The organism is Fischerella sp. JS2, assembly GCF_032393985.1.
GTDB lineage: Bacteria > Cyanobacteriota > Cyanobacteriia > Cyanobacteriales > Nostocaceae > Fischerella.
On the sequence record NZ_CP135918.1, the window covers coordinates 5,851,674 to 5,871,242 of the forward strand.

Genomic DNA, 19,569 nt, shown 5'->3' on the forward strand with positions numbered 1-19,569 from the left:
CAATTGACCAACTTACTTAACTTTGACACTCACTTCCGCAGACATCCCTGGTACAATCTGTGATTCATAACCCTTGATGCTGTTTTGGTCAAAAACGATTTTGACTGGGATGCGCTGTACAATTTTGGTAAAGTTGCCTGTGGCGTTATCTGGTGGTAGTAAGGCAAATTGAGCGCCGGAAGCTGGCGAAATACTGTCAACACGACCCTCGAAAGTATGATGGGGAAAAGCATCCAGCTTGATTTCTACTAGTTCTCCCGGTTTCATGTTTTCAAGTTGGGTTTCTTTGAAGTTAGCGACAATCCAATTCTCGTTATCAACGATCGCCATTAACGGTGTTCCAGTTTGTACTCTGTTACCAACTTCCACATTTTTCTTACCTACCCGTCCACTACTAGGAGCGGTAATATTGGTGTAGGATAGCTGCAATTGAGCATCGTTGAGAGAAGCTTGTGCTTGGCTGATAGCTGCCTTAGCTGCGTCATATTGACTGCGTTTCACGGAGGTGTCTTGTTTGGTAGCGGTAGCTTGCTGTAATCCTCCTTGGGATGCTGCGAGTTTAGCTTGGGCGCTAGCAACTCCTTCCTGCGCTTGTGCTAGTTGGGATTGCGCTTTGGCAACTCCTTGTTTAGCAGCAGCTAGTTGTGCTTGTGCTTGTTGAACTCCTTGAACAGCAGCATTTTTTTGCGCTTGTGCCACATCATAAGCAGCTTTGGCTGTATCCAATTGCTGACGAGCGATCGCACCTTGTTGATATAAAGTTTGGTAGCGGTTATAGTCAGCTTGGGCTTTTTGCAAATTCGCTTCAGCTTGTGCTACTTGTGCTTGGGCTGCTGGAACCGCAGCTTGGGCAGAACGAACTTGAGCTTGGGCTGTAAGAATACCTGCTTTCGCCTCTTGCACTGCTGCTTGCGCTGTAGAAATTGCTGCTATAGCGGCGTTAACATTTCCTTGCGCTTGATTTGTCTGAGCTTTGCTAGTTTGTGATGTTAAAGCAATATTTGCTTGTGCTGCCTCAGCTTGAGCTTTAGCATTGGCTAGGGCTGCTTGTGTTTGCTGGACTTTACTTTGGTAGTCTTGGGGATCAAGCTTGACTAGCAACTGTCCCTGTTTTACCAACTGGTTATCATTTACCAGCACTTGAGCCACAGTTCCTGGAATCCGACTACTAACCTGGTGTACATGTCCTGCTACCTGGGCGTTGTCGGTTTCTTGATGAGTAGAAGCGTACTGCCACCAGCGAAACCCAAAACCACTAGCCGCAACTGCACCTACACCCAAAGCTGCCAAAATTAGCTTGATCGGTTTCTTACGCTTTTGAGGTGAAGCAGGTTGTTGCTTTTCTGCCTCCGGCGCTTCTGGTGTTGCTACTGGCTGGGTACGAGTTTTCAATTCTTCTAAATCTGTAACCAATTCTTTTTCCAAAACTGCTGTTTTGCTGTGTCCGTTATTATTGTTGAGATTGGTAGTGCTTGAACGTTCCATAATTGCAAATTCTCCTGCTCCAGCGCGGAATTATAGAAATTATTTAGTAGTCGTAATATTTAACTAGGATTAATTAGAGATTAATTACTTCGTATACGTACTATATTCAGAAAAAAAACTGAATCTAACTACACCCAATCGGGTGATATATGTCTATTCATAAAGAAAGATTAAGGTTGGTCATTTGTTATTATTTATTCTCCCCACCTCCCCACCTCCCCATCACCCCATCTCCCTTACCTTGTCCCCAATCCCCAATCCCCGATATCATGACAAATTCGCGATCGCCTGATTAATGATGCGGGCAAACTGTTCGCGTTCAGCATGGGAAATACCTTGCATAGCTTGTTCACGCACTTCTACAGCCAGATCAGGCAAAATACTTTCTAGTTCTTTGCCAGCATCAGTCAGCCAAATCCGCCAGATGCGGCGATCGCGACAATCTCGTTCTCGGCGAACTAAACCCCGTTCTTCCATCCGATCCAGTACGCCTGTTAGCGTACCTCCGACTTGTTTAAGCCTTTCCCCAATAGCGGAAGTAGGTAAACCGTCTTCCTCCCATAAACAACATAAAATTACCCAGTGAAAGGGAGTCAAGCCGTAGGGTTCCAGACGTTCTGTAAACTTGCGGTAGAGGAGTTGAGATAGCAATTTAATCCGATAGCCAAGATTGTATGGCGCTCTAGTTTGCTGCCACGACTCCAAAGCCACAGAATTTTTAGATGTAGGAACCATTTGAAGAAATACTTAGCGTACGTACTATTATCATAGCACTTATTTTTATGAACTTGTCACAAAAGCCATTTTTCCTCCTTCTTGACATCTTCCGCCTTTTTCTCTGCCCATTTAGTCAAAGTTTGAGATTGTTCTCGATACCAACGGATGAAGTCTTCGCCAGTAATTTTGGGTCGTTTTAATTCCAGATTTTTTGTGCTATGTAGTGAAATTACTGATGAATATGAATATAGCAATCCTATCTAATTTGTAAGAATTGTAAAGCCAAGCTCCCCGACTTTTTAGAAAAATTGGGGAGCTTGTCTCTCAGAATTATTGAGCAATATCCTAAATTTGTCCTTTAAGTCCCCTTGTTAAAGAGAGACGCAAAAATAGAAGTTTCAGATTATTCTTTGCCGAAGATAACATAAAGAGGGACAATATCCTAACCCACATTCCCACTCAGCCATTCTAAAATTCGATTCCATGCCCACCAAGGATCAGGGTCTTGTGCTTGGCGTTGACACGCTTTGCTGCTAATGTAACCCACATGACCACCAGAACGAGTAAGTAACAAATCTATCATTGGATTAGCAGCACAAGCCAATTGTAAATCTGGTATGATCGCTGGATCAAAAAGAGGATCATCTTCAGCATAAATAATCAAAGTCGGTTTTTGCAGATTTGGTAGTAATTGCAAAGCACTGCTGGCATCGTAATAAGCTTTTACCGAAGGAAAACCCAAGCGTTGAATGACTAATTCTTCATCAAAGCTCCAGATACTATTTACTCGTGCGATCGCTTCTGGGTCAATACTGTGAGGATGATCTGCATAAATTTGCCACGCCAGTTTTTTGAGATTACGTGCGATCGCCTGTTCCATATATCGACCAAAAGGCTGTTTGACTAAATAGGTAAGCGATCGCTTAGAATCCAGACTTGGACAAATTACCGCCGCACCACCAATATCTTCGTCCTCTAAACCCAGAACCTCAGGTGATAGGGAGAAATTCTCTCCCCATCTCCCAATCTCCTCACCTCCCGACCTTAAACTCACCGCCCACAGTGCTAACTGTCCTCCTAAGGAATATCCCGTAAACCAAAATTTCCCCGGACATCCCATTGCTTTAGCCGCCGCCGCAATGCGAATAAAATCTTCACCTTCGTACAAGCCATCGCTGGTCAATGTCGGCGATAATTGGGCTGTCCTGCCATGACCACGCCAATCAAATAATGCCACTGCAAATCCTTGAGCGTAGGCTTTACGTCCTAGCAGTTTGAGAAACCATTGATTATCAAACTCACCTGTAATACCATAGGTTCCTACGATCGTACCGCGAGGATTTTCAGGAATAGCTACCCAGCCAAAAATTGGTACGCTTTGCCCACCGATAAAAACATGTTCTTGATAAAGAGGTTCTGGGTATTTCGTTGTTTGTTCCCAATTACGCCCAGACCAAAGGGCGGTGTAGAGGGTCATTGCTACACCGTTTTGCAAAAAACGTGGCGGATTGTATGTCCAGTAACACATTCGCTCTAGGATTTAGTATAGCTTGGACTTATTTTTTAAATCTTTGAATTTTAATCTTTATATTAGATTTAAAATATTTTTTATAATCTAATGAAGCAATCTTTGTATTTCCCAAAGGTTCTTATTTATCCTTAATAAGTAGTAATAATTTTTTAATAATGCCGAGGATTCTAGTCATAGACGATGACCCAGCAATTTCAGAGTTAGTTGCCGTCAACTTAGAGATGGCTGGCTATGATGTCAGCCAAGCAGAAGATGGAATCAAGGGACAAGCCCTGGCTCTACAACTTCAGCCAGACTTAATTATGCTCGATCTGATGTTACCCAGGGTAGACGGATTCACTGTTTGTCAGCGCTTGCGCCGAGATGAGCGTACAGCCGAGATTCCCGTATTGATGTTAACAGCGCTTTCGCAGACTCAAGATAAAGTAGAAGGTTTTAATGCAGGTGCAGACGACTACTTAACTAAACCATTTGAAGTTGAAGAAATGTTAGCGCGGGTGCGCGCTTTATTGCGGCGTACTGACCGTATTCCCCAAGCCGCTAAACACAGTGAAATCCTCAACTATGGACCCTTGACTCTGGTTCCCGAACGGTTTGAAGCAATATGGTTCAATCAAACAGTCAAACTAACTCATCTAGAGTTTGAATTACTTCATTGCTTACTCCAACGACACGGTCAAACCGTTTCTCCTAGTGAAATTCTCCGGGAAGTGTGGGGTTACGATCCAGACGATGATATTGAAACCATTCGAGTTCACATTCGCCACTTACGAACCAAGCTAGAACCAGATCCTCGTCACCCCCGTTACATCAAAACAGTATATGGTGCTGGATACTGTCTAGAGTTGCCCAGTGTTCCCCAATCAAGCGAAGGTATCCCTACATCAAAAGTCGATTGATTCTGTTCGGACTGTTGCGTAAATGTTGTTAAATTAGTTTTGAAATTGGCACTCGTTATGTTGTCGTCACTTCAAGAGTGCCAATCAAGTTTTGTATTTATGATTGCGTACAGAAAGCGATCGCTTTTGGTATAGATTGGGAATCAACTTAATAATTATCAGTTATTGCTCACTGCTGATTAATAACTGTTTATTGATTTCAGTTTACTTGCAGGCGAGTCTTGAACTGTATTTTGTATATTCTTCAATACCTGAGTTGCTGCTTCCAAATCATAAGCAAATGGTCGTCCACGAGTCATGTAATCGCGCTCTTGCACTGGTCGATGACGTAGTACAGCATTAACGACAACACAGGTTTCGGAACTCAAATTTATCGCTCCATGCATGACTCCTGGCGGGATTGTCAGTACTACAGGATTATTTTCACTTAAAGCAATATACTGATATTCTTTATCAATTAAAGTTACAATAACAAACTCACCTTTAACTACCAGTAATTGATCGGTTTGTGATTTGTGAACAAATAAATCATCGATTGTATGAGGTGGAATCTGCACAAGCATTGTTTCGTGACTAGCCTGAGGGGTGAAAAACTCAGCCATTCCCCCTTTTATTGATTCCAACTGCCTAATTGTGATTCCTCTTGCACTCATAAAAATATCCTAAAAAAGCATCCTAAAAATTGAAGTTATAAGCTTCAATTTAAGATGCTCAATTATGAAATATTGTTACAAGTGAACAATATTACACAAATTATGATATGGAAATTACTAAATCTACCCGCCGATAGAAACTTTTAAACTGCTGGGTTGCCCAAGATTACCTTGCAATTTTACACCGCGTCCATTGGCATAGAGATGTCGCACAATTAAATAAATTGACTCGATTTTGTCTGTAGCACCTGTTTTTTGAGCAACTTCCTCTAAAGTGATGGGTGTTTTTTCTTTTTGCAAAACTTCTACTACTTGTTTTTGCAATTCTAGAATTTCAGCAGCAGCTTTTTTACCAGCTTCTACCCCTGGTTGATGGTAGGCGTTGATATTGATTAAGCTGGCATACAAACCAACAGCGCGATCATATAAGGCAATTAATGCTCCGACAGTACGGGAATTCACTTGGGGGATAGTAACTGTAACTGAATCGCGGTGATTTTCATACAGTGCTTGTCTGGTTCCTTGCAGAAAACCAGAAAGATAATCGCCTAATGTGATTCCTGGTTCAATTTCTGGGGATGGACTTTGACGATCTTCTAAAACTTCGATGAAGGTAGCAAAGAAATTCGCTACACCTTCGCGTAACTGTTGAACGTATGCGTGTTGGTCGGTAGAGCCTTTATTACCGTATACGGCAATACCTTGATGAACTATATTACCATCTAAGTCTTTTTCTTTACCTAGGGATTCCATCACCAACTGTTGCAGGTAGCGGCTAAATAAAAGTAGGCTGTCTTTATAAGGTAAGACAACCATGTCCTTTTCGCCTTTGCCGTTGCCAGCATAATACCAAGACAGGGCTAACAAAGCAGCGGGGTTATTTTTGATATCGGGAACGCGGGTAGCGTCATCCATTTCTTTTGCACCTTCAAGCATGGCGCGAATATCAATACCCTGCAAAGCTGCTGGCACTAGTCCCACAGCAGATAATTCCGAAGTGCGCCCGCCTACCCAATCAAACATGGGAAACCTAGCTAGCCAGCCTTCGGATTTTGCTTGTTCATCAAGCTTACTACCAGGCATAGTAATAGCGATCGCATAATTAGCAAAATCTAAGTTATGTCCAGCGTAAGCTTTTTTAACTTCCGCCATGCCATTACGAGGTTCTGGTGTGCCTCCAGATTTGGAAATCACTAATACTAAAGTACTGGTAAGACGGTTTCGCACGTGAGTCAAAACCCGATCAATACCTGCGGGGTCAGTGTTATCGATAAAATGAATCGCCAGTGGTGGAAAATCTGGGGCTAAAGCTGCTGCAACAAATTGCGGCCCAAGGGCAGAACCACCAATGCCAATAGAGATAATATCGGTAAAACGGGGTGCTTTAGGGGGATGAATTGCACCTGTGTGGACTTTTTCGGCGAATACTTCAATTTGCTCTATGGTGCTGACGATTTCTTGTGTCAGTTCCGGAGTAGGAGCCAAATCAGGATTTCGCAGCCAATAATGTCCAACCATGCGATTTTCGTCCGGGTTGGCGATCGCTCCCTTCTCAAGTTCCGCCATATCCGCAAAAGCCTTCTCAAACTTTGGCTGCAACCTCTCCACAAAGGCATCATCAAAGCGCATCCGGCTCACGTCTAGGTAAAATCCTAATCCTTCATGGAAATATAGCCATTTCTGGTATCGTTGCCAAAGTGCCGTAGCGTCCATAGGGAAATCTCAAGTAAAGTGATTTTCAAAAACAAGTTTAAGCTAAGGATAGAGCCAAGCTTTGTCCCTCTTATACAGTTTTAAGTCTTCACGTGACCCAGACTCTACACATCCGGCATTGGTATGACTCGCAGAAATTTTACAATTTCACCTCTTAGTTCAATGCCAATTAAGTAATTTTCCAAAGTCAAGCGGTAAAAAATACCTTCTCTATCTAGCTGTCGCAAATCTGGTAAGTAATGCAGTTGTCTTTTATCTGCAAACTCAACAAACACAAAATCATACACCAGCTGATAAGCAGCAGGTTCTAAATTTTTGAGGTCTACTAAAAAAGACCGTGCATAGCGTACTTCCATAGTGGGGGATGGGAGGATGGGGAGATGGGGTGGTGGGGCGATGGGGAACTCACCGGCCCCCACTCCCCCAAGGGAGTGGGGATTAGGGGCAATGGGGAGTATGAGGAGTGTGGGGAGTAAACAACTAACTACTAACTACTAACCAATAACCAAAATATTATGAAAAAGTTAACAATTGCACAGCTTCTTCATGAGTTAAGGTATCCCAAGGTTGCTGCGATCGCTTGACTTCTTGTATCGCTTTGTGCATATAAAAATCACAATGTAAGTCGTAGACTGCATTCCAAACTTTTTCTAATTCTTCGTCGGCTAACTGTTCAATTAAATGATGGATTCTGATTCGCAGCAAGTTCATGTATTATCAATCAAAAATAACCAACATCTAGTGTTCCCATAAAAAAGGGGAAAAGTGTGATGGGGAGGTAGGGAGTGTGAGGAGTGTGAGGAGAATAGATAGTAATTACTAACCTTTGACTATTGACAATTGACCAATGACCAATGACTAAATATGGCTGAATATCTAATTTTTTTAGCAATTTCTACTTCTATTTTTGCTTTGTTTGCTTTAGGGCTAAATTTGCAGTGGGGTTTTACAGGCTTAATTAACTTTGGTCATGTAGCATTCATGACACTGGGAGCATATACAACTGTATTATTGAGCCTTAAGGGTGTTCCTGTGCTGCTAGCGGCGGTGATTGGGGCTGTTGTTGCAGCTTTGTTGGGTTTGTTAATCGGTTTTTCGACTCTGCGTTTACGGGAAGATTATTTAGCGATCGTGACTATCGGTGTGGGAGAACTAGTTCGGCTGATACTCAATAACCAGGATTTACCTGTGGGTGACACCTGGATATCTGGGGCATTTGGTGTGCAAAGTTACCCAATTCCGTTAGTAAATTTGCAACCCAATTTGTTTATCAGACTGGTAATGATCGCGGTACTGACACTAGTTGCTGGTATAACTTTTTATTGGTTATGGCGCTGGACTCGCCCGACATATGCAGCTAAGCGGGTAGCTAAAAAGCAAGAATTCGTATCGCGTCTAGTGGTAGCAAGTTTGTTAGGACTGCTGTCAGCAGCGATTTATATTTCTGGGGTAATTGGCTTATATAATTACAACCCGAAAGCAGGTTTGATGCTGTTGTCTTTAGTGACACTAGCGTTCGTTTTTTGGCGATTAGAAGTTTTGGTGCGATCGCCTTGGGGTCGAGTCCTCAAAGCTATCCGTGAAGATGAAGAAGTTGCGAAAGCGTTAGGAAAAAACGTTTTTTGGTACAAGTTACAATCTCTGATGTTGGGAGGTGTGATCGCTGGGATTGCAGGCGCTTTCTTTGCCTGGCAACTCAGTGCCATTTATACTGATAATTTCCAACCGCAGCTAACTTTCGATGCTTGGATTATGGTGATATTAGGAGGTTCTGGTAATAATGTCGGCACGATTTTAGGGGCAGTAATTTACTTTGCTTACGATACCCTGACACGTGAATTTCTACCTAGAATATTTACCAACCTTACCTCTGATCAATTGGGCGCATTTCGGATCATGATCATAGGACTAATTTTGATGGTACTGATGATTTGGCGTCCTCAAGGTATCTTAGGTAAAAAGGAGGAACTTACCCTTGGTAAATAATCATTCTTCCCAGGTTCCCTTATTAGCTGCTAGTGGAATGTCTAAAAGCTTTGGCGGGATCAAAGCTGTTGATAATGCCGAAATTCAAGTCGCAACAGGCAGTATCACAGGTTTAATTGGCCCTAATGGTGCTGGTAAAACGACTTTATTTAACTTACTCTCTAACTTTATCCGTCCCGATAAAGGAAAAGTAATTTTTGACGGCGAACCAATTCAGCACTTGCCATCCTATCAAATTGCCCAACAAGGTTTAGTAAGGACATTTCAGGTAGCGCGCGCCCTCTCGAAGTTGTCGGTGCTAGAAAATATGCTATTGGCGGCGCAAAAGCAAACTGGGGAAAATTTTTGGCAGTTGCAATTTCAACCCCATGTGGTTGCTAAAGAAGAAAAGCAACTCCAACAACAGGCGCTAGCCATATTAGAATCAGTGGGTTTAGCTCATAAAGCTGATGATTATGCTGGTGGGCTATCTGGTGGACAACGCAAGTTGTTAGAAATGGGACGGGCATTGATGACTAATCCCAAGTTGATTTTGTTAGATGAACCAGCAGCAGGTGTGAATCCGAGACTAATTGATGAGATTTGCGATCGCATTGTCCAATGGAATCGAAAAGGAATGACTTTTTTGATTATTGAACACAATATGGATGTGATTATGTCGTTGTGCGATCGTGTCTGGGTACTTGCTGAAGGTAGAAACTTAGCAGACGGTGTTCCCGAAGAAATTCAGCGCAACCCAAAGGTTTTAGAAGCATATTTGGGAAAATAATTGAATTATGAAGGGTGAAAGGTGAAGGATGAAGAGTGAAGATAAAAGAATATTGTTAAGACTATTACCAAACGACAAATGACAAATAACCATTACCCTTTCTTGGTTGCGTAGACGTGGATCAGCTTGTTATCAGACATTGCTTATTGGGAAAAATTAAGCTAGAACTTTATTCCTCTGACAGCATATTTACAATCCATCCTATCCATCCACGGACTGTGCTTGACCGCCTTTTAATAGTTGTAATATTTATATTTAAACTACAGGACTGCATAATTTGATGAATTTCATTAATATCAGGGATAAAACCGTTTGAAAGAGTAAATTCAAAAGTTTTATAAAAAACCTGATGTTGCAAAATCTTTTCAATTAAAGATAGGATTTTGATTTTGTATCTTTTTTTTAGCAAATAGCTTCCTTCATCGCTTAAACGAAACGTTATTTCTCTAGTATTTGGGTCTACATACTTATCCATTAACCCAAGATATCTAGCAGCATCAGTATAATAACTAGTTTGTCTTTCATCAAATTGATAATTTGCTGTAATTTCCTCTCTTGTTAATTCTTTATCTAGTAAAAGTGTAAGTAAATCTATAATTATTTCAAATTTATTTGCTTGTAGAAATGGAGTATCTGATTCAGCAACTATATTAATAGATTTAAAAATTTCAGATACATCTTCATGTGTTATTATTTAAGGAGATATTATATAGTTTTTTTGTTCTACCAATCTTATTGAATTGTAATTTAATATATCATCAAATTTATAGATAAAAAAGCTAAATATATTGCTGGAGTTAGAATAAGTCATTAAAACTGGAATTACTTTCTTGTTTGGAAGTTTACTAGACCAAAGCCTATATGGATAATATAGTTGTCTAACTAAAAAATCATCTACGTCGTATAATTTAGCTTCTAATAATAGAAAGTAATGCTCACTTTCAAAACCTGCATCTATTTCACATTGAGCATTATTAACTTCAATATTATATTGAGTATTATCTACTATTTTATTTATATTAAATTTAAATGAGCCCGTAGACATTCGTCCGTAAACTGTATGATATGTCTCTTCTCCGTCAATCAAATCATTTATGATACCTGTATTAAAAGCACAACTTAATGCTGAACTTTATGAGTATAAATTTGTATAGTCTATACTTTCTATTGCTTTTGGAAAGTCTACAGTAATTGCTTCTACAGTATCAGAGTATTTAACATTTAAATAAGAATCAAATTTGCCAATAATGTATTTATTCCTAGAGATGGATAATATAGAAAGTTTGTGATTTTTAAAAATTTCAGGTAAATTAGCATAATGGTCAAACTTCGCCATTAATCTACTTTCTCTAAATTGATTAATACTTGCAGAGTCTATTTCAAAACATCCTATTTTAGATATAGTTTCTAAAATATGATATTTTTGAAACAACTTCTCCCAAGCAATATCATTTTTAGGTTGTTGCCTTTGAATTAATAATTCACTCATAGTTTTTTACTAAAATTTCGTCTACTTTACCTCTTTTTTTCGCATTTGAATTGATCGCTCTAATTGCTGATATTTTTATCTGTTTATAATCTTTATACAAGTCTATAATGAAGTTTGTATAAGCATTACTCAATAGAACTTTACAACCTCTTTTGTCCAAATTATCAAATGTTTCTTTTAATCTAATTTGTTCATCTTTATTAAATCCATTTACATCATAGCCAGTAAAAGAAGCAGTATCCGAAACTGGATCATAAGGAGGATCAAGATAAACAAAATCTCCTCTTTTTGCATCTTTAAGAGCATCTTGAAAATCTAAATTTAATATTGTAACTTGGTTATCATTCAAATATTTACTTACAGCTTTTAAAACGGCTACATCTAAAATATTTGGATTTTTGTATTTCCCAAAAGGCACATTAAACTGTCCTTGAGAATTAACTCTAAATAAGCCATTATAACAAGTCTTATTTAGAAAAATAATTCTTGATGCTCGTTGTACTGGTGTTCTATTTTGAAAATTTTCTTCTCTGTCCCAATCTCTAATAGCATAATAGTACTCCTCATTATTTTTATGAAGTTTTAAATTATCAATTAGTTCATCAACTGAGTCTTTCACAACTTGATAACAATTGATTAATTCAGTATTACTATCATTAATTACAGCCTTTTTAGGTTGCAAAGTGAATAAGAGGGCTCCTCCGCCAAGAAAAGGTTCATAGTAAGTTTGGTAATTATAATTTTTAGGAAGATAATTTTCCATAATTAATGGAACAAGTTGTCTTTTACCTCCTGCCCACTTCAGAAACGGTTTTACTAGCTTATTTACTAAGACCATTTTTTGACCTAAAAAATTTTTATTAGTACTATTGTACTATACAGGTAGTCACCTCGCTCATAAATATTACAGGTATTCTATATATTTTTTGACTTTAGTACTTTCATAAAATAACCTGAGTTCGACGAATTTAAAAAAGTCCCCAAACTTCTCCCCTGTAATGAGAGAGGCTTAAAAACCTTAATTTTTCAAAACCTTAATTTATAGTTGAGAACCAAGGATATTTTTTCGTTAACAATTTCTCTCTACTAATCTATATAACGCCAATAAACTCCATCTTTTTTTTGGATAAGATTGTAATTAATTAACTCCCGCCTCAGATTAGCAAAATCAGGATGGTAGCGCTTGAGAATTTCATCAATAGTACTTTCTGGATATTGAATACCTACCTCAAATTTATTCGCTAACCATCTAAGAATTACTAAGCGTTTTTTACGACTAGAGGGAATTTCTTTGAGGCGTTCTCCCTCTATGTATGTTTGAATTATCTTTATTTCCCATCCTTCTATATCTACATCTTCAACCCAAGAAGCTATCTTCCCTGGTGTCAAAATTTCTTTGCTGACACTCTCTAAAGTTCCACTCTCTAATTGATAAAGGTGGGTATTACCTTCAGGACGCATAGTCACTAAATTTACTTCTTTTAATTTAGCTAAATGATGAGATACTGTTGGTTCCTTGAGTTGTAACAATACAGCTAATTCTTCAACACTACATTCTTGATTAGCTAGAAAACTCAAAATCTTTAGTCGACTTTCGTCCGCTAAAGCTTTGAAAAAACGTAGCACGATCTGAAATTGTTCCGTTTTCATAATATGTTATGATCTAATTAGACAAAAATCTAATTAGTGTTCCGTCAAACTGAGTTGTGCAACATCCCTCCGACACAGCTGAAATGCTGTGTGGGTGAATTTTGTCTTTATGTGATTTTGTAACGTTTTTGTAAGAAAAGTTAATTTTCTTAAGTAGTTTTTTATATTTCGCCATGCTTAGCCGCTTATCTAATTACAAAAGACAAAGACCTTGTTTTCCGAAGCGAGGTATCTCTCTTGTGCAAGCAGCAAAGTTTTTAAATGTAAACCAAGCCAATCTATATATGGCTTTACAAAAAGGAGAAATTCCTACTTGTAGAACAAACGGAAGGACTACTATTAGTGCAGGAGCTTTATTAGATTATCAAGCAAGAAAAAGATCAAATTGATTAGTATTTGCTAATTAACAAATAAGGAAATATTTAGGGAGATGGGGAACTCACCGGTCCCCACTCCTCCAAGGAGTGGGGATTAGGGGCAATGGGGTGATGGGGAGATAGGGTGTGAGGAGTGTGAGGAGTAACTAACTCATAACTACTAACCAAGCATCACCAACCAACAACTAACCATTAACCACTAACCACTAACTCCTTAACGATTATGTGGTTTCAACAGATAACTGACATCGGGGCCACAGGGGATGATACCACCAGGATTAAGTGGAAAGAGGTTGCCGTAGTAGTCTCGCTTGACGCTATCTAAATCACAAGTGTCAGAAACTCCTGGTAGCTGATATAAATCGCGTAGGTAAGGCCCTAAATTCTCATAGTCTTGAATTCTGCGGCGATCGCACTTAAACAATCCGTAGTAGACTACATCAAAACGGAACAAGGTAGTAAACAAACGCACATCAGCCAGCGTTACCCCATCTCCACACAGGTAGCGACTCTTAGCCAGTGCGGCGTCAATTTCGTCGAGAGTTGTAAACAACTCGTGACAAGCTTTGTCGTAGGCTTGTTGAGTTTGGGCAAAACCGCAGCGATAGACACCGTTATTTACCGCATGATAAATTTTCTCGTTCCAATGGTCAATTTGCTCACGCAGTTCTTCTGGATAAAGATTAAGTTTAGGATTTTTGGCAAACTCGTTGAATTGGGAATTCAACATAACGATAATCTCTGCACTTTCGTTATTAACTATCGTATTAGTTTGCGTATCCCAAAGTACGGGAACAGTACAGCGTCCTTGATAACCAGGTACGGCTAAATTGTAGAGTTGGGGAAGAGTGCGACAACCTTCTTGTTCCTGGTTCAGAATCCAGATACCTTCATCTGGTGAAGGAGACACAATCGAAACTAGTATGGCATCTTCTAAACCTTTGAGCGATCGCACAACCAAAGTTCGATGCGCCCAAGGGCATCCTAAACCTACAAAAAGGCGATAGCGTCCTGCTTGGGGTTGATAAGGATTGTCTACTTCTGTGCCAACAGAGTTACGAAACTGACTAGCTGGACGAATGTATTCTCCTGACTGGTTACGGGGGGCCAGATTCGACATCATCAGATGCCACATAGTTGTCCAAACAAATTTTCCCAACCGGATGATAATACCAGAAGGCAGTGACTTGCCTTGTTTCTTGATTTTTTCGTTGTTTGGCTTCTTTTCCTGCACAACACTAACTCCTTAGTCTCTGCACAAATGCTTGATGTTCTACTGTTTGCAACCCCTGCTGAAGAACCGCTAAAACCTCAGCCATATTACCTTCGCGCAAAGCATTAACCGCCAACCATAATCCGGGAAAAATCTGACTGCGAATTATGCCATCTGCATCTGGTTCTCGCAAAACATATCGTCCTTGTTCTAAGTTGAACCAATCTAGACGATTCTCGTAACTTTGCCAGACAATATACTCTTGTACTCCATTGCGACGATAAGCATTCAGCTTGTCATTCAGGTCATAAGCAGCACTACTAGCAGCAATTTCTACAATTAATTCTGGTGTGCCTTCAATATAATCATCATCACTAATACGAGAATTGCCACCTACTTCTGGTTCAATTCGTAATAGGGCGTCGGGTTGAGGTTCATTATCGGCATCTAGGCGGACTGTGGCGTTATCTTGTAAATCTACTCCAGGTGTTGCAGCAGTGTAAACTAGCAACCAACCGATTATTTGAGCATGAGGCCTGCCATGACCTCTAGCACGTACAGGTGAAGCCAAATATACAACTCTTTCGATTAATTCTGCTTTGATATTTTGCGGCATTGCCTGATAGCGGCGTTCAAATTCGTAACGAGTCAGGCGATCGCCACTTTCTAAAGGAGGAAGCTTAGTAGTAGATATAGCTGACATAGGAGGCAATAAGTCTTAATTTTTACATGGAGAATATATATACTCAAATCTGTCTTGAAAGACAGCTATGCTAATAGCAGATGGCAGCGATGTGTAAAAGAAACTTTCCTAACTTTATTGTGAACTCTGCTCATGGAAGTTTAGATAAGTTGTGCTATCAGCCAAGGATTTTAAGCATTATCAGTTCTTGAGAACTATACAAGTTACCAGGTTAGTCTGATTTAACCTCAATCAGCCTATGCTAGGCTTATTCGCATTAAAGAGAAAATTTTAAATTTCAGAGTTTATGGATTCTCATCCAGCGCTATGTGCTGCCATAGCTGATCGCATTGCTAATAGTCCCAATCAGCGAATTACTTTTGCCACCTACATGGATATGGCATTGTATCACCCTGACTACGGTTACTATTCTACCCAAGCTGTAAATATCGGTAAGCAGGGCGACTTTTTTACCTCTGTCCATCTTGGCCCTGATTTTGGTGAGTTGCTAGCTGAACAATTTGTCCAGATGTGGGAAATTTTAGGACAACCAGTGCCTTTTTCTCTAGTAGAAATGGGTGCAGGACAAGGGCATTTAGCACTGGATATTTTAAATTACTTAAAGTTGCGCTATCCAAATTTTTTCGCTGCCCTACAATACATCATTGTAGAAAAATCCCCAATTCTCAGGCAAGAACAACAGCAACGCTTACAACAATTTACAGTTCAAATCAAGAGCAGTTTAGAAGAAATACTTAGTAATTCTATTGTCGGCTGCTTTTTTTCAAACGAATTGGTGGATGCTCTACCAGTACATCAATTTATTTTAGAACAAGGGCAACTGCGAGAAATTTATGTAACTCTACAACAAGAGTCAACACTCAAGAGTCAATCGTCAATTGTCAATAGTCAAGAGTTATTCACTCCTCACACTCCCCCCACTCCCTTCACAGAAATTACAGCCGAACCTTCCACGCCAAAACTAGCTGAATACTTTGATTTAGTTGGCATTCTGTTCCCAGAAAATGTTTATTCAGAAGGTTATCGCAGTGAAGTAAATCTAGCAGCGCTGGATTGGTTAAGTGTAGTAGCAGACCGTTTGCAACGAGGGTATGTGTTAACTATAGATTATGGTTATCCAGCAAGTCGTTATTATAATCCCAGGCGATCGCAAGGCACATTACAGTGTTACTGGCATCATCAGCGCCATAATAACCCTTATATCAATATTGGGCGACAAGACATCACAGCCCATGTTGACTTTACTGCTTTAGAACGATGGGGTGAACGCTGCGGATTAGCTAAAGTTGGTTTGACGCAGCAAGAATTATTTTTGATGGCGTTGGGATTAGGCGATCGCATTGCAGCCCTCTGTTATACAAATCAATCCATCTCTGATTTGCTGCGTCGCCGGGATGCATTGCGTCAGCTTTTAGATCCCTTTGGATTAGGTGGGTTTAGTATATTAGCACAAAGTAAAGGACTCAAGGAAAAAGAAAAATTTCAACCACTGAAGGGATTCACTGTACCAGAACTACCACCAACGTCCATTTGAAAAGTTAAAACTATATTTATTAATCTCACTTGGGTGATAGGTAATTTATGATCAAAGGCTGAAGTAAATATTTTTAACCTTTATCCTTCTTTAATCAAAAGGTAATAATTATGACCACTCATGACTTATTAATGCTAATCGTATTACTCGTTCCTGGCATTTTACTGTCAGTAATGATTATGGTTACTTTTGCCGCAGGTGGCTAAAAAAACTAGTTAGTGGTTAGTAGATATAGTTGGAAGAGGAAATAGCGATCAGGGATCAGGGATAGGTGATTGGGGATCGGGGATGGTTAACAAACAACCACTAACAACTAAAAACCAACAACCAACAACCAATAACTAACAACTAATAACTAACTACTAACTACTAACGCTCTACCAAAGGAACGTAAAAATGAAGGTAGCATTTCTGGGGACTGGATTAATGGGACTGCCAATGGCGCAGAAATTGTTAGAAGCAAAAGTCCAGCTAATTGCCTATAACCGCACCCCAGAAAAGTTAGAACCGTTAAAAGAAATGGGTGCGGAAGTAGCAGAAAAACCTTATCAGGCAATTAATGCAGCTGAGTGTGTAATTCTCATGCTTACGAATGCAGCAGCGATTTATAGTGTTCTACTTTCAGATCGATCCTCACAAGCTGTAGCAGGAAAAAGCGTCATCCAAATGGGAACTATTACCCCTACCGAAAGCAGAGAAATTAGAGATGCAGTAGTTGCCGCAGGTGGAGAATATTTAGAAGCACCCGTACTAGGTAGCATCCCAGAAGCACAAGCTGGTAATTTAATAGTGATGGTAGGCGCGCATCAAGAACAATACCAACGTCACTTAGAGTTATTAAAACACTTTAGTCCAGAACCTATCTTAGTTGGATCAGTGGGAACTGCTGCGGCGCTGAAACTAGCTTTAAATCAATTAATTGCTTCCTTAACAGCAGGCTTTGCCCTTAGTCTTAGTTTTGTGCAGCGTTATGGCATTGACGAAGACTTGTTTATGTACATTCTGCGTCAAAGCGCCCTTTACGCCCCTACTTTCGATCAAAAGTTGCCAAGAATGTTGGATAGTAATTATGCTAATCCCAACTTTCCCACTAAACACTTGATGAAAGATACTGATTTCTTAATTGAAGAAGCAAAAGCCGCAGGATTAAATGTTAGCAGTATTGAAGGTGTACGGAAAATCTTGGAAATGGCAATGAAAATGTCATTTGCTCACGAAGATTATTCATCTATATTTTCTGTAATTAAATCAGGGGAAAACTAAGATAATTATTCACAATTCATCTCACCCCTTAGTACAAAATTGCATAAATACATAGCGAAACTCCTGTAACAAAACTCTGCGTTCCTTTGCGTTATCCTTTGCGATCCTCTGCGTTTGAAAAAGCTACGAATTAATCCACAACTGTTCTTAAATGAAATTAAACCAAATATCAACTCAAGGTTTATTTTACGGCAAAGGAAAGGTCTGTGAATCAATTATTCGAGCCTTACCACAATGGTTCAGTATTGAAGAAGCGATCGCTCAATATACTCAAGAAATTGATGATCTTCCAACTATACTAGCTTGTATAAATCATAAATGTATAGGCTTTCTGACTTGGAAGCAACATTACAAATATGCAGCAGAACTGTATATTATGGGTGTTATTCCCCACTACCACCGTAATGGCATTGGTCGTACCTTAATTAACCACGCGGAGTCCATTCTTCAGCAGCAAGGTATTGAGTATTGGCAGGTTAAAACTTTAGCTTTTTCTCATCCAGATCAGTTCTATACACAGACAAGAGAGTTTTATCTAGCAATGGGTTTTAGACCCCTAGAATAAATTACACAAATTTGGGGAGAAGTTAATCCTTGTCTAATTATGGTTAAACATCTATGTAATCGTTGGTAAGCAGAAATAGTATTACCTAATTTTCTTTCTACGTTCTTCATTTTTGCGATCAAACCAAAACCATTCCTCATCTGACATACATTTTACAGATTTGATACGTTCTACTGCCCATATAGCATATTCACGAATAATCTCACAACCTAGCCATCTTCTACCAAGTTGTTCAGGAACAACAAGCGTTGTTCCTGAACCAAAAAAAGGATCAAGCACAATCTCTCCTCTAGAAGATGAAGAAAGTATAATCTTTCTCAATAACTCCTCTGGCTTTTGAGTTGGATGTTTAGTTTTTTCATCCATTCCATTACATGTAGTTGGTATTTCTATCACATCTCTGGGTTTTGCACCCTTGGGATGGGGACGCCAAATTCTCCTATCATTTTTACCATTGTTACCGTATTGACTTGTTTTTGCTTGAGGGTGATCTGGGTATTTTAAAGTATGTTCACCATAAGCTATGCGTATATTTTCTGAATTAAACTTAAAATTTTTTGTCTTTCTAAAATGTAAAATACTTTCATGAGAACGTCCCCAATCATTTGAGAGATTGGCTTTATTCTTATAGTGCCAAATCAACCATCTACACCCACTAAAAAATTTCAATGCTGGCAATTTAATATCAGCAATAATTTCTGAAAAACCACAAATATATAGTGAACCTGTTGATTTTAATATCCGAGAAACTTCTTCAATCCAGATTAAAGACCAATCCACATAAGCTGCTTGCGATTCAAAATTATCCCATGTAGCTTTTTTTATATTATAAGGAGGGTCTGCAAATACTAAATCTACTGATTCAGAAGGCAGATTTTTTAGCCATTGAATTGAATCACCAATCCATAATTCTCCATGAGGATGACAATAAAAAGCTTCAGGTTTTTGTGAACCATATTTTTTGATGTTTAAATTTTTTTCTGGAATCACAAATTAGAACTGATAATTACTCAAAGAGAAAA

General features: G+C 39.3%; 22 protein-coding genes and 1 pseudogene. 7 read left to right on the forward strand and 16 right to left on the reverse strand.

Features of this window, described 5'->3' with window-relative positions:
- Nucleotides 1–12: 12 nt before the first annotated feature.
- The 4 genes from RS893_RS25115 to RS893_RS25130 all read right to left on the reverse strand — a co-directional run bounded on the left by RS893_RS25115 (nucleotide 13) and on the right by RS893_RS25130 (nucleotide 3,730).
- Complete coding sequence (locus tag RS893_RS25115; protein ID WP_315788359.1) at nucleotides 13–1,485, reverse strand: HlyD family secretion protein; 1,473 nt, start codon at nucleotides 1,483–1,485, stop codon at nucleotides 13–15.
- Nucleotides 1,486–1,752: 267 nt separating this feature from the next.
- Nucleotides 1,753–2,220 (reverse strand): MarR family winged helix-turn-helix transcriptional regulator, encoded by a 468-nt coding sequence (locus RS893_RS25120; protein WP_315788360.1) that lies wholly within the window; start codon nucleotides 2,218–2,220, stop codon nucleotides 1,753–1,755.
- Between the two features lie 56 nt (nucleotides 2,221–2,276).
- On the reverse strand, nucleotides 2,277–2,456 hold the full coding sequence (locus RS893_RS25125; RefSeq protein ID WP_315788361.1) for a hypothetical protein: 180 nt from the start codon (nucleotides 2,454–2,456) through the stop codon (nucleotides 2,277–2,279).
- Between the two features lie 188 nt (nucleotides 2,457–2,644).
- Nucleotides 2,645–3,730, reverse strand: coding sequence for a YheT family hydrolase (locus RS893_RS25130; RefSeq protein ID WP_315788362.1), 1,086 nt, complete (start codon nucleotides 3,728–3,730; stop codon nucleotides 2,645–2,647).
- Between the two features lie 158 nt (nucleotides 3,731–3,888).
- On the opposite strand from RS893_RS25130, the gene RS893_RS25135 reads away from it, so the two are divergent.
- Complete coding sequence (locus RS893_RS25135) at nucleotides 3,889–4,632, forward strand: response regulator transcription factor (protein WP_009455833.1); 744 nt, start codon at nucleotides 3,889–3,891, stop codon at nucleotides 4,630–4,632.
- Between the two features lie 179 nt (nucleotides 4,633–4,811).
- Here the strand turns inward: RS893_RS25135 and RS893_RS25140 are convergent, their stop codons facing one another.
- From RS893_RS25140 to RS893_RS25155, 4 genes are all read right to left on the reverse strand, one after another.
- On the reverse strand, nucleotides 4,812–5,285 hold the full coding sequence (locus RS893_RS25140; protein WP_315788363.1) for a dTDP-4-dehydrorhamnose 3,5-epimerase: 474 nt from the start codon (nucleotides 5,283–5,285) through the stop codon (nucleotides 4,812–4,814).
- 123 nt (nucleotides 5,286–5,408) lie between these two features.
- On the reverse strand, nucleotides 5,409–6,998 hold the full coding sequence (locus tag RS893_RS25145) for a glucose-6-phosphate isomerase (protein ID WP_315788364.1): 1,590 nt from the start codon (nucleotides 6,996–6,998) through the stop codon (nucleotides 5,409–5,411).
- A 104-nt stretch (nucleotides 6,999–7,102) separates the two neighbouring features.
- The gene (locus tag RS893_RS25150) at nucleotides 7,103–7,354 is read right to left on the reverse strand and encodes a cytotoxic translational repressor of toxin-antitoxin stability system (protein WP_315792092.1); all 252 of its coding nucleotides are present in this window, start codon (nucleotides 7,352–7,354) and stop codon (nucleotides 7,103–7,105) included.
- 157 nt (nucleotides 7,355–7,511) lie between these two features.
- On the reverse strand, nucleotides 7,512–7,709 hold the full coding sequence (locus RS893_RS25155; protein ID WP_009455825.1) for a hypothetical protein: 198 nt from the start codon (nucleotides 7,707–7,709) through the stop codon (nucleotides 7,512–7,514).
- A 153-nt stretch (nucleotides 7,710–7,862) separates the two neighbouring features.
- Here RS893_RS25155 and RS893_RS25160 point away from each other — a divergent pair, with 153 nt between their 5' ends.
- The gene (locus RS893_RS25160; protein WP_315788365.1) at nucleotides 7,863–8,984 is read left to right on the forward strand and encodes a branched-chain amino acid ABC transporter permease; all 1,122 of its coding nucleotides are present in this window, start codon (nucleotides 7,863–7,865) and stop codon (nucleotides 8,982–8,984) included.
- Complete coding sequence (locus RS893_RS25165) at nucleotides 8,974–9,753, forward strand: ABC transporter ATP-binding protein (RefSeq protein WP_315788366.1); 780 nt, start codon at nucleotides 8,974–8,976, stop codon at nucleotides 9,751–9,753. The genes RS893_RS25160 and RS893_RS25165 overlap by 11 nt, the downstream gene beginning before the upstream one ends.
- 169 nt (nucleotides 9,754–9,922) lie before the next feature.
- On the opposite strand, the gene RS893_RS30575 is transcribed toward RS893_RS25165, so the two are convergent.
- The 5 genes and pseudogenes from RS893_RS30575 to RS893_RS25190 all read right to left on the reverse strand — a co-directional run bounded on the left by RS893_RS30575 (nucleotide 9,923) and on the right by RS893_RS25190 (nucleotide 12,892).
- A complete protein-coding gene (locus RS893_RS30575; RefSeq protein ID WP_425475846.1) occupies nucleotides 9,923–10,447 on the reverse strand; it encodes a DUF7226 domain-containing protein in 525 nt (174 codons plus the stop codon).
- Nucleotides 10,448–10,873 (reverse strand): annotated as a pseudogene (locus RS893_RS25175) (DUF6997 domain-containing protein); the annotation flags it as partial. It lies immediately after the preceding gene.
- Nucleotides 10,874–10,885: 12 nt separating this feature from the next.
- Nucleotides 10,886–11,242: a type II restriction enzyme gene (locus tag RS893_RS25180; protein WP_315788369.1), complete on the reverse strand. Its 357-nt coding sequence runs from the start codon at nucleotides 11,240–11,242 to the stop codon at nucleotides 10,886–10,888.
- The gene (locus RS893_RS25185) at nucleotides 11,235–12,080 is read right to left on the reverse strand and encodes a DNA adenine methylase (protein WP_315788370.1); all 846 of its coding nucleotides are present in this window, start codon (nucleotides 12,078–12,080) and stop codon (nucleotides 11,235–11,237) included. The genes RS893_RS25180 and RS893_RS25185 overlap by 8 nt, the downstream gene beginning before the upstream one ends.
- Nucleotides 12,081–12,328: 248 nt before the next feature.
- Entirely contained in the window at nucleotides 12,329–12,892 is a 564-nt protein-coding gene (locus RS893_RS25190; RefSeq protein WP_315788371.1) for a metalloregulator ArsR/SmtB family transcription factor, read from the reverse strand.
- 239 nt (nucleotides 12,893–13,131) lie between these two features.
- Between RS893_RS25190 and RS893_RS25195 the strand changes: the two genes are divergently transcribed.
- Nucleotides 13,132–13,281: a DNA-binding protein gene (locus RS893_RS25195; RefSeq protein ID WP_396336388.1), complete on the forward strand. Its 150-nt coding sequence runs from the start codon at nucleotides 13,132–13,134 to the stop codon at nucleotides 13,279–13,281.
- Nucleotides 13,282–13,483: 202 nt separating this feature from the next.
- On the opposite strand, the gene RS893_RS25200 is transcribed toward RS893_RS25195, so the two are convergent.
- Both RS893_RS25200 and RS893_RS25205 read right to left on the reverse strand, forming a co-directional pair.
- Nucleotides 13,484–14,503 (reverse strand): glutathione S-transferase family protein, encoded by a 1,020-nt coding sequence (locus RS893_RS25200; protein ID WP_315788373.1) that lies wholly within the window; start codon nucleotides 14,501–14,503, stop codon nucleotides 13,484–13,486.
- Between the two features lie 4 nt (nucleotides 14,504–14,507).
- Complete coding sequence (locus RS893_RS25205) at nucleotides 14,508–15,185, reverse strand: Uma2 family endonuclease (RefSeq protein WP_315788374.1); 678 nt, start codon at nucleotides 15,183–15,185, stop codon at nucleotides 14,508–14,510.
- Nucleotides 15,186–15,471: 286 nt separating this feature from the next.
- On the opposite strand from RS893_RS25205, the gene RS893_RS25210 reads away from it, so the two are divergent.
- From RS893_RS25210 to RS893_RS25220, 3 genes are all read left to right on the forward strand, one after another.
- Nucleotides 15,472–16,719, forward strand: coding sequence for a class I SAM-dependent methyltransferase (locus RS893_RS25210; protein ID WP_315788375.1), 1,248 nt, complete (start codon nucleotides 15,472–15,474; stop codon nucleotides 16,717–16,719).
- Nucleotides 16,720–17,115: 396 nt separating this feature from the next.
- Entirely contained in the window at nucleotides 17,116–17,982 is an 867-nt protein-coding gene (locus RS893_RS25215) for an NAD(P)-dependent oxidoreductase (RefSeq protein WP_315788376.1), read from the forward strand.
- A 151-nt stretch (nucleotides 17,983–18,133) separates the two neighbouring features.
- Entirely contained in the window at nucleotides 18,134–18,547 is a 414-nt protein-coding gene (locus tag RS893_RS25220; protein WP_315788377.1) for a GNAT family N-acetyltransferase, read from the forward strand.
- An 81-nt stretch (nucleotides 18,548–18,628) separates the two neighbouring features.
- On the opposite strand, the gene RS893_RS25225 is transcribed toward RS893_RS25220, so the two are convergent.
- Nucleotides 18,629–19,537, reverse strand: coding sequence for a DNA-methyltransferase (locus RS893_RS25225; RefSeq protein ID WP_315788378.1), 909 nt, complete (start codon nucleotides 19,535–19,537; stop codon nucleotides 18,629–18,631).
- Nucleotides 19,538–19,569 lie beyond the last annotated feature (32 nt).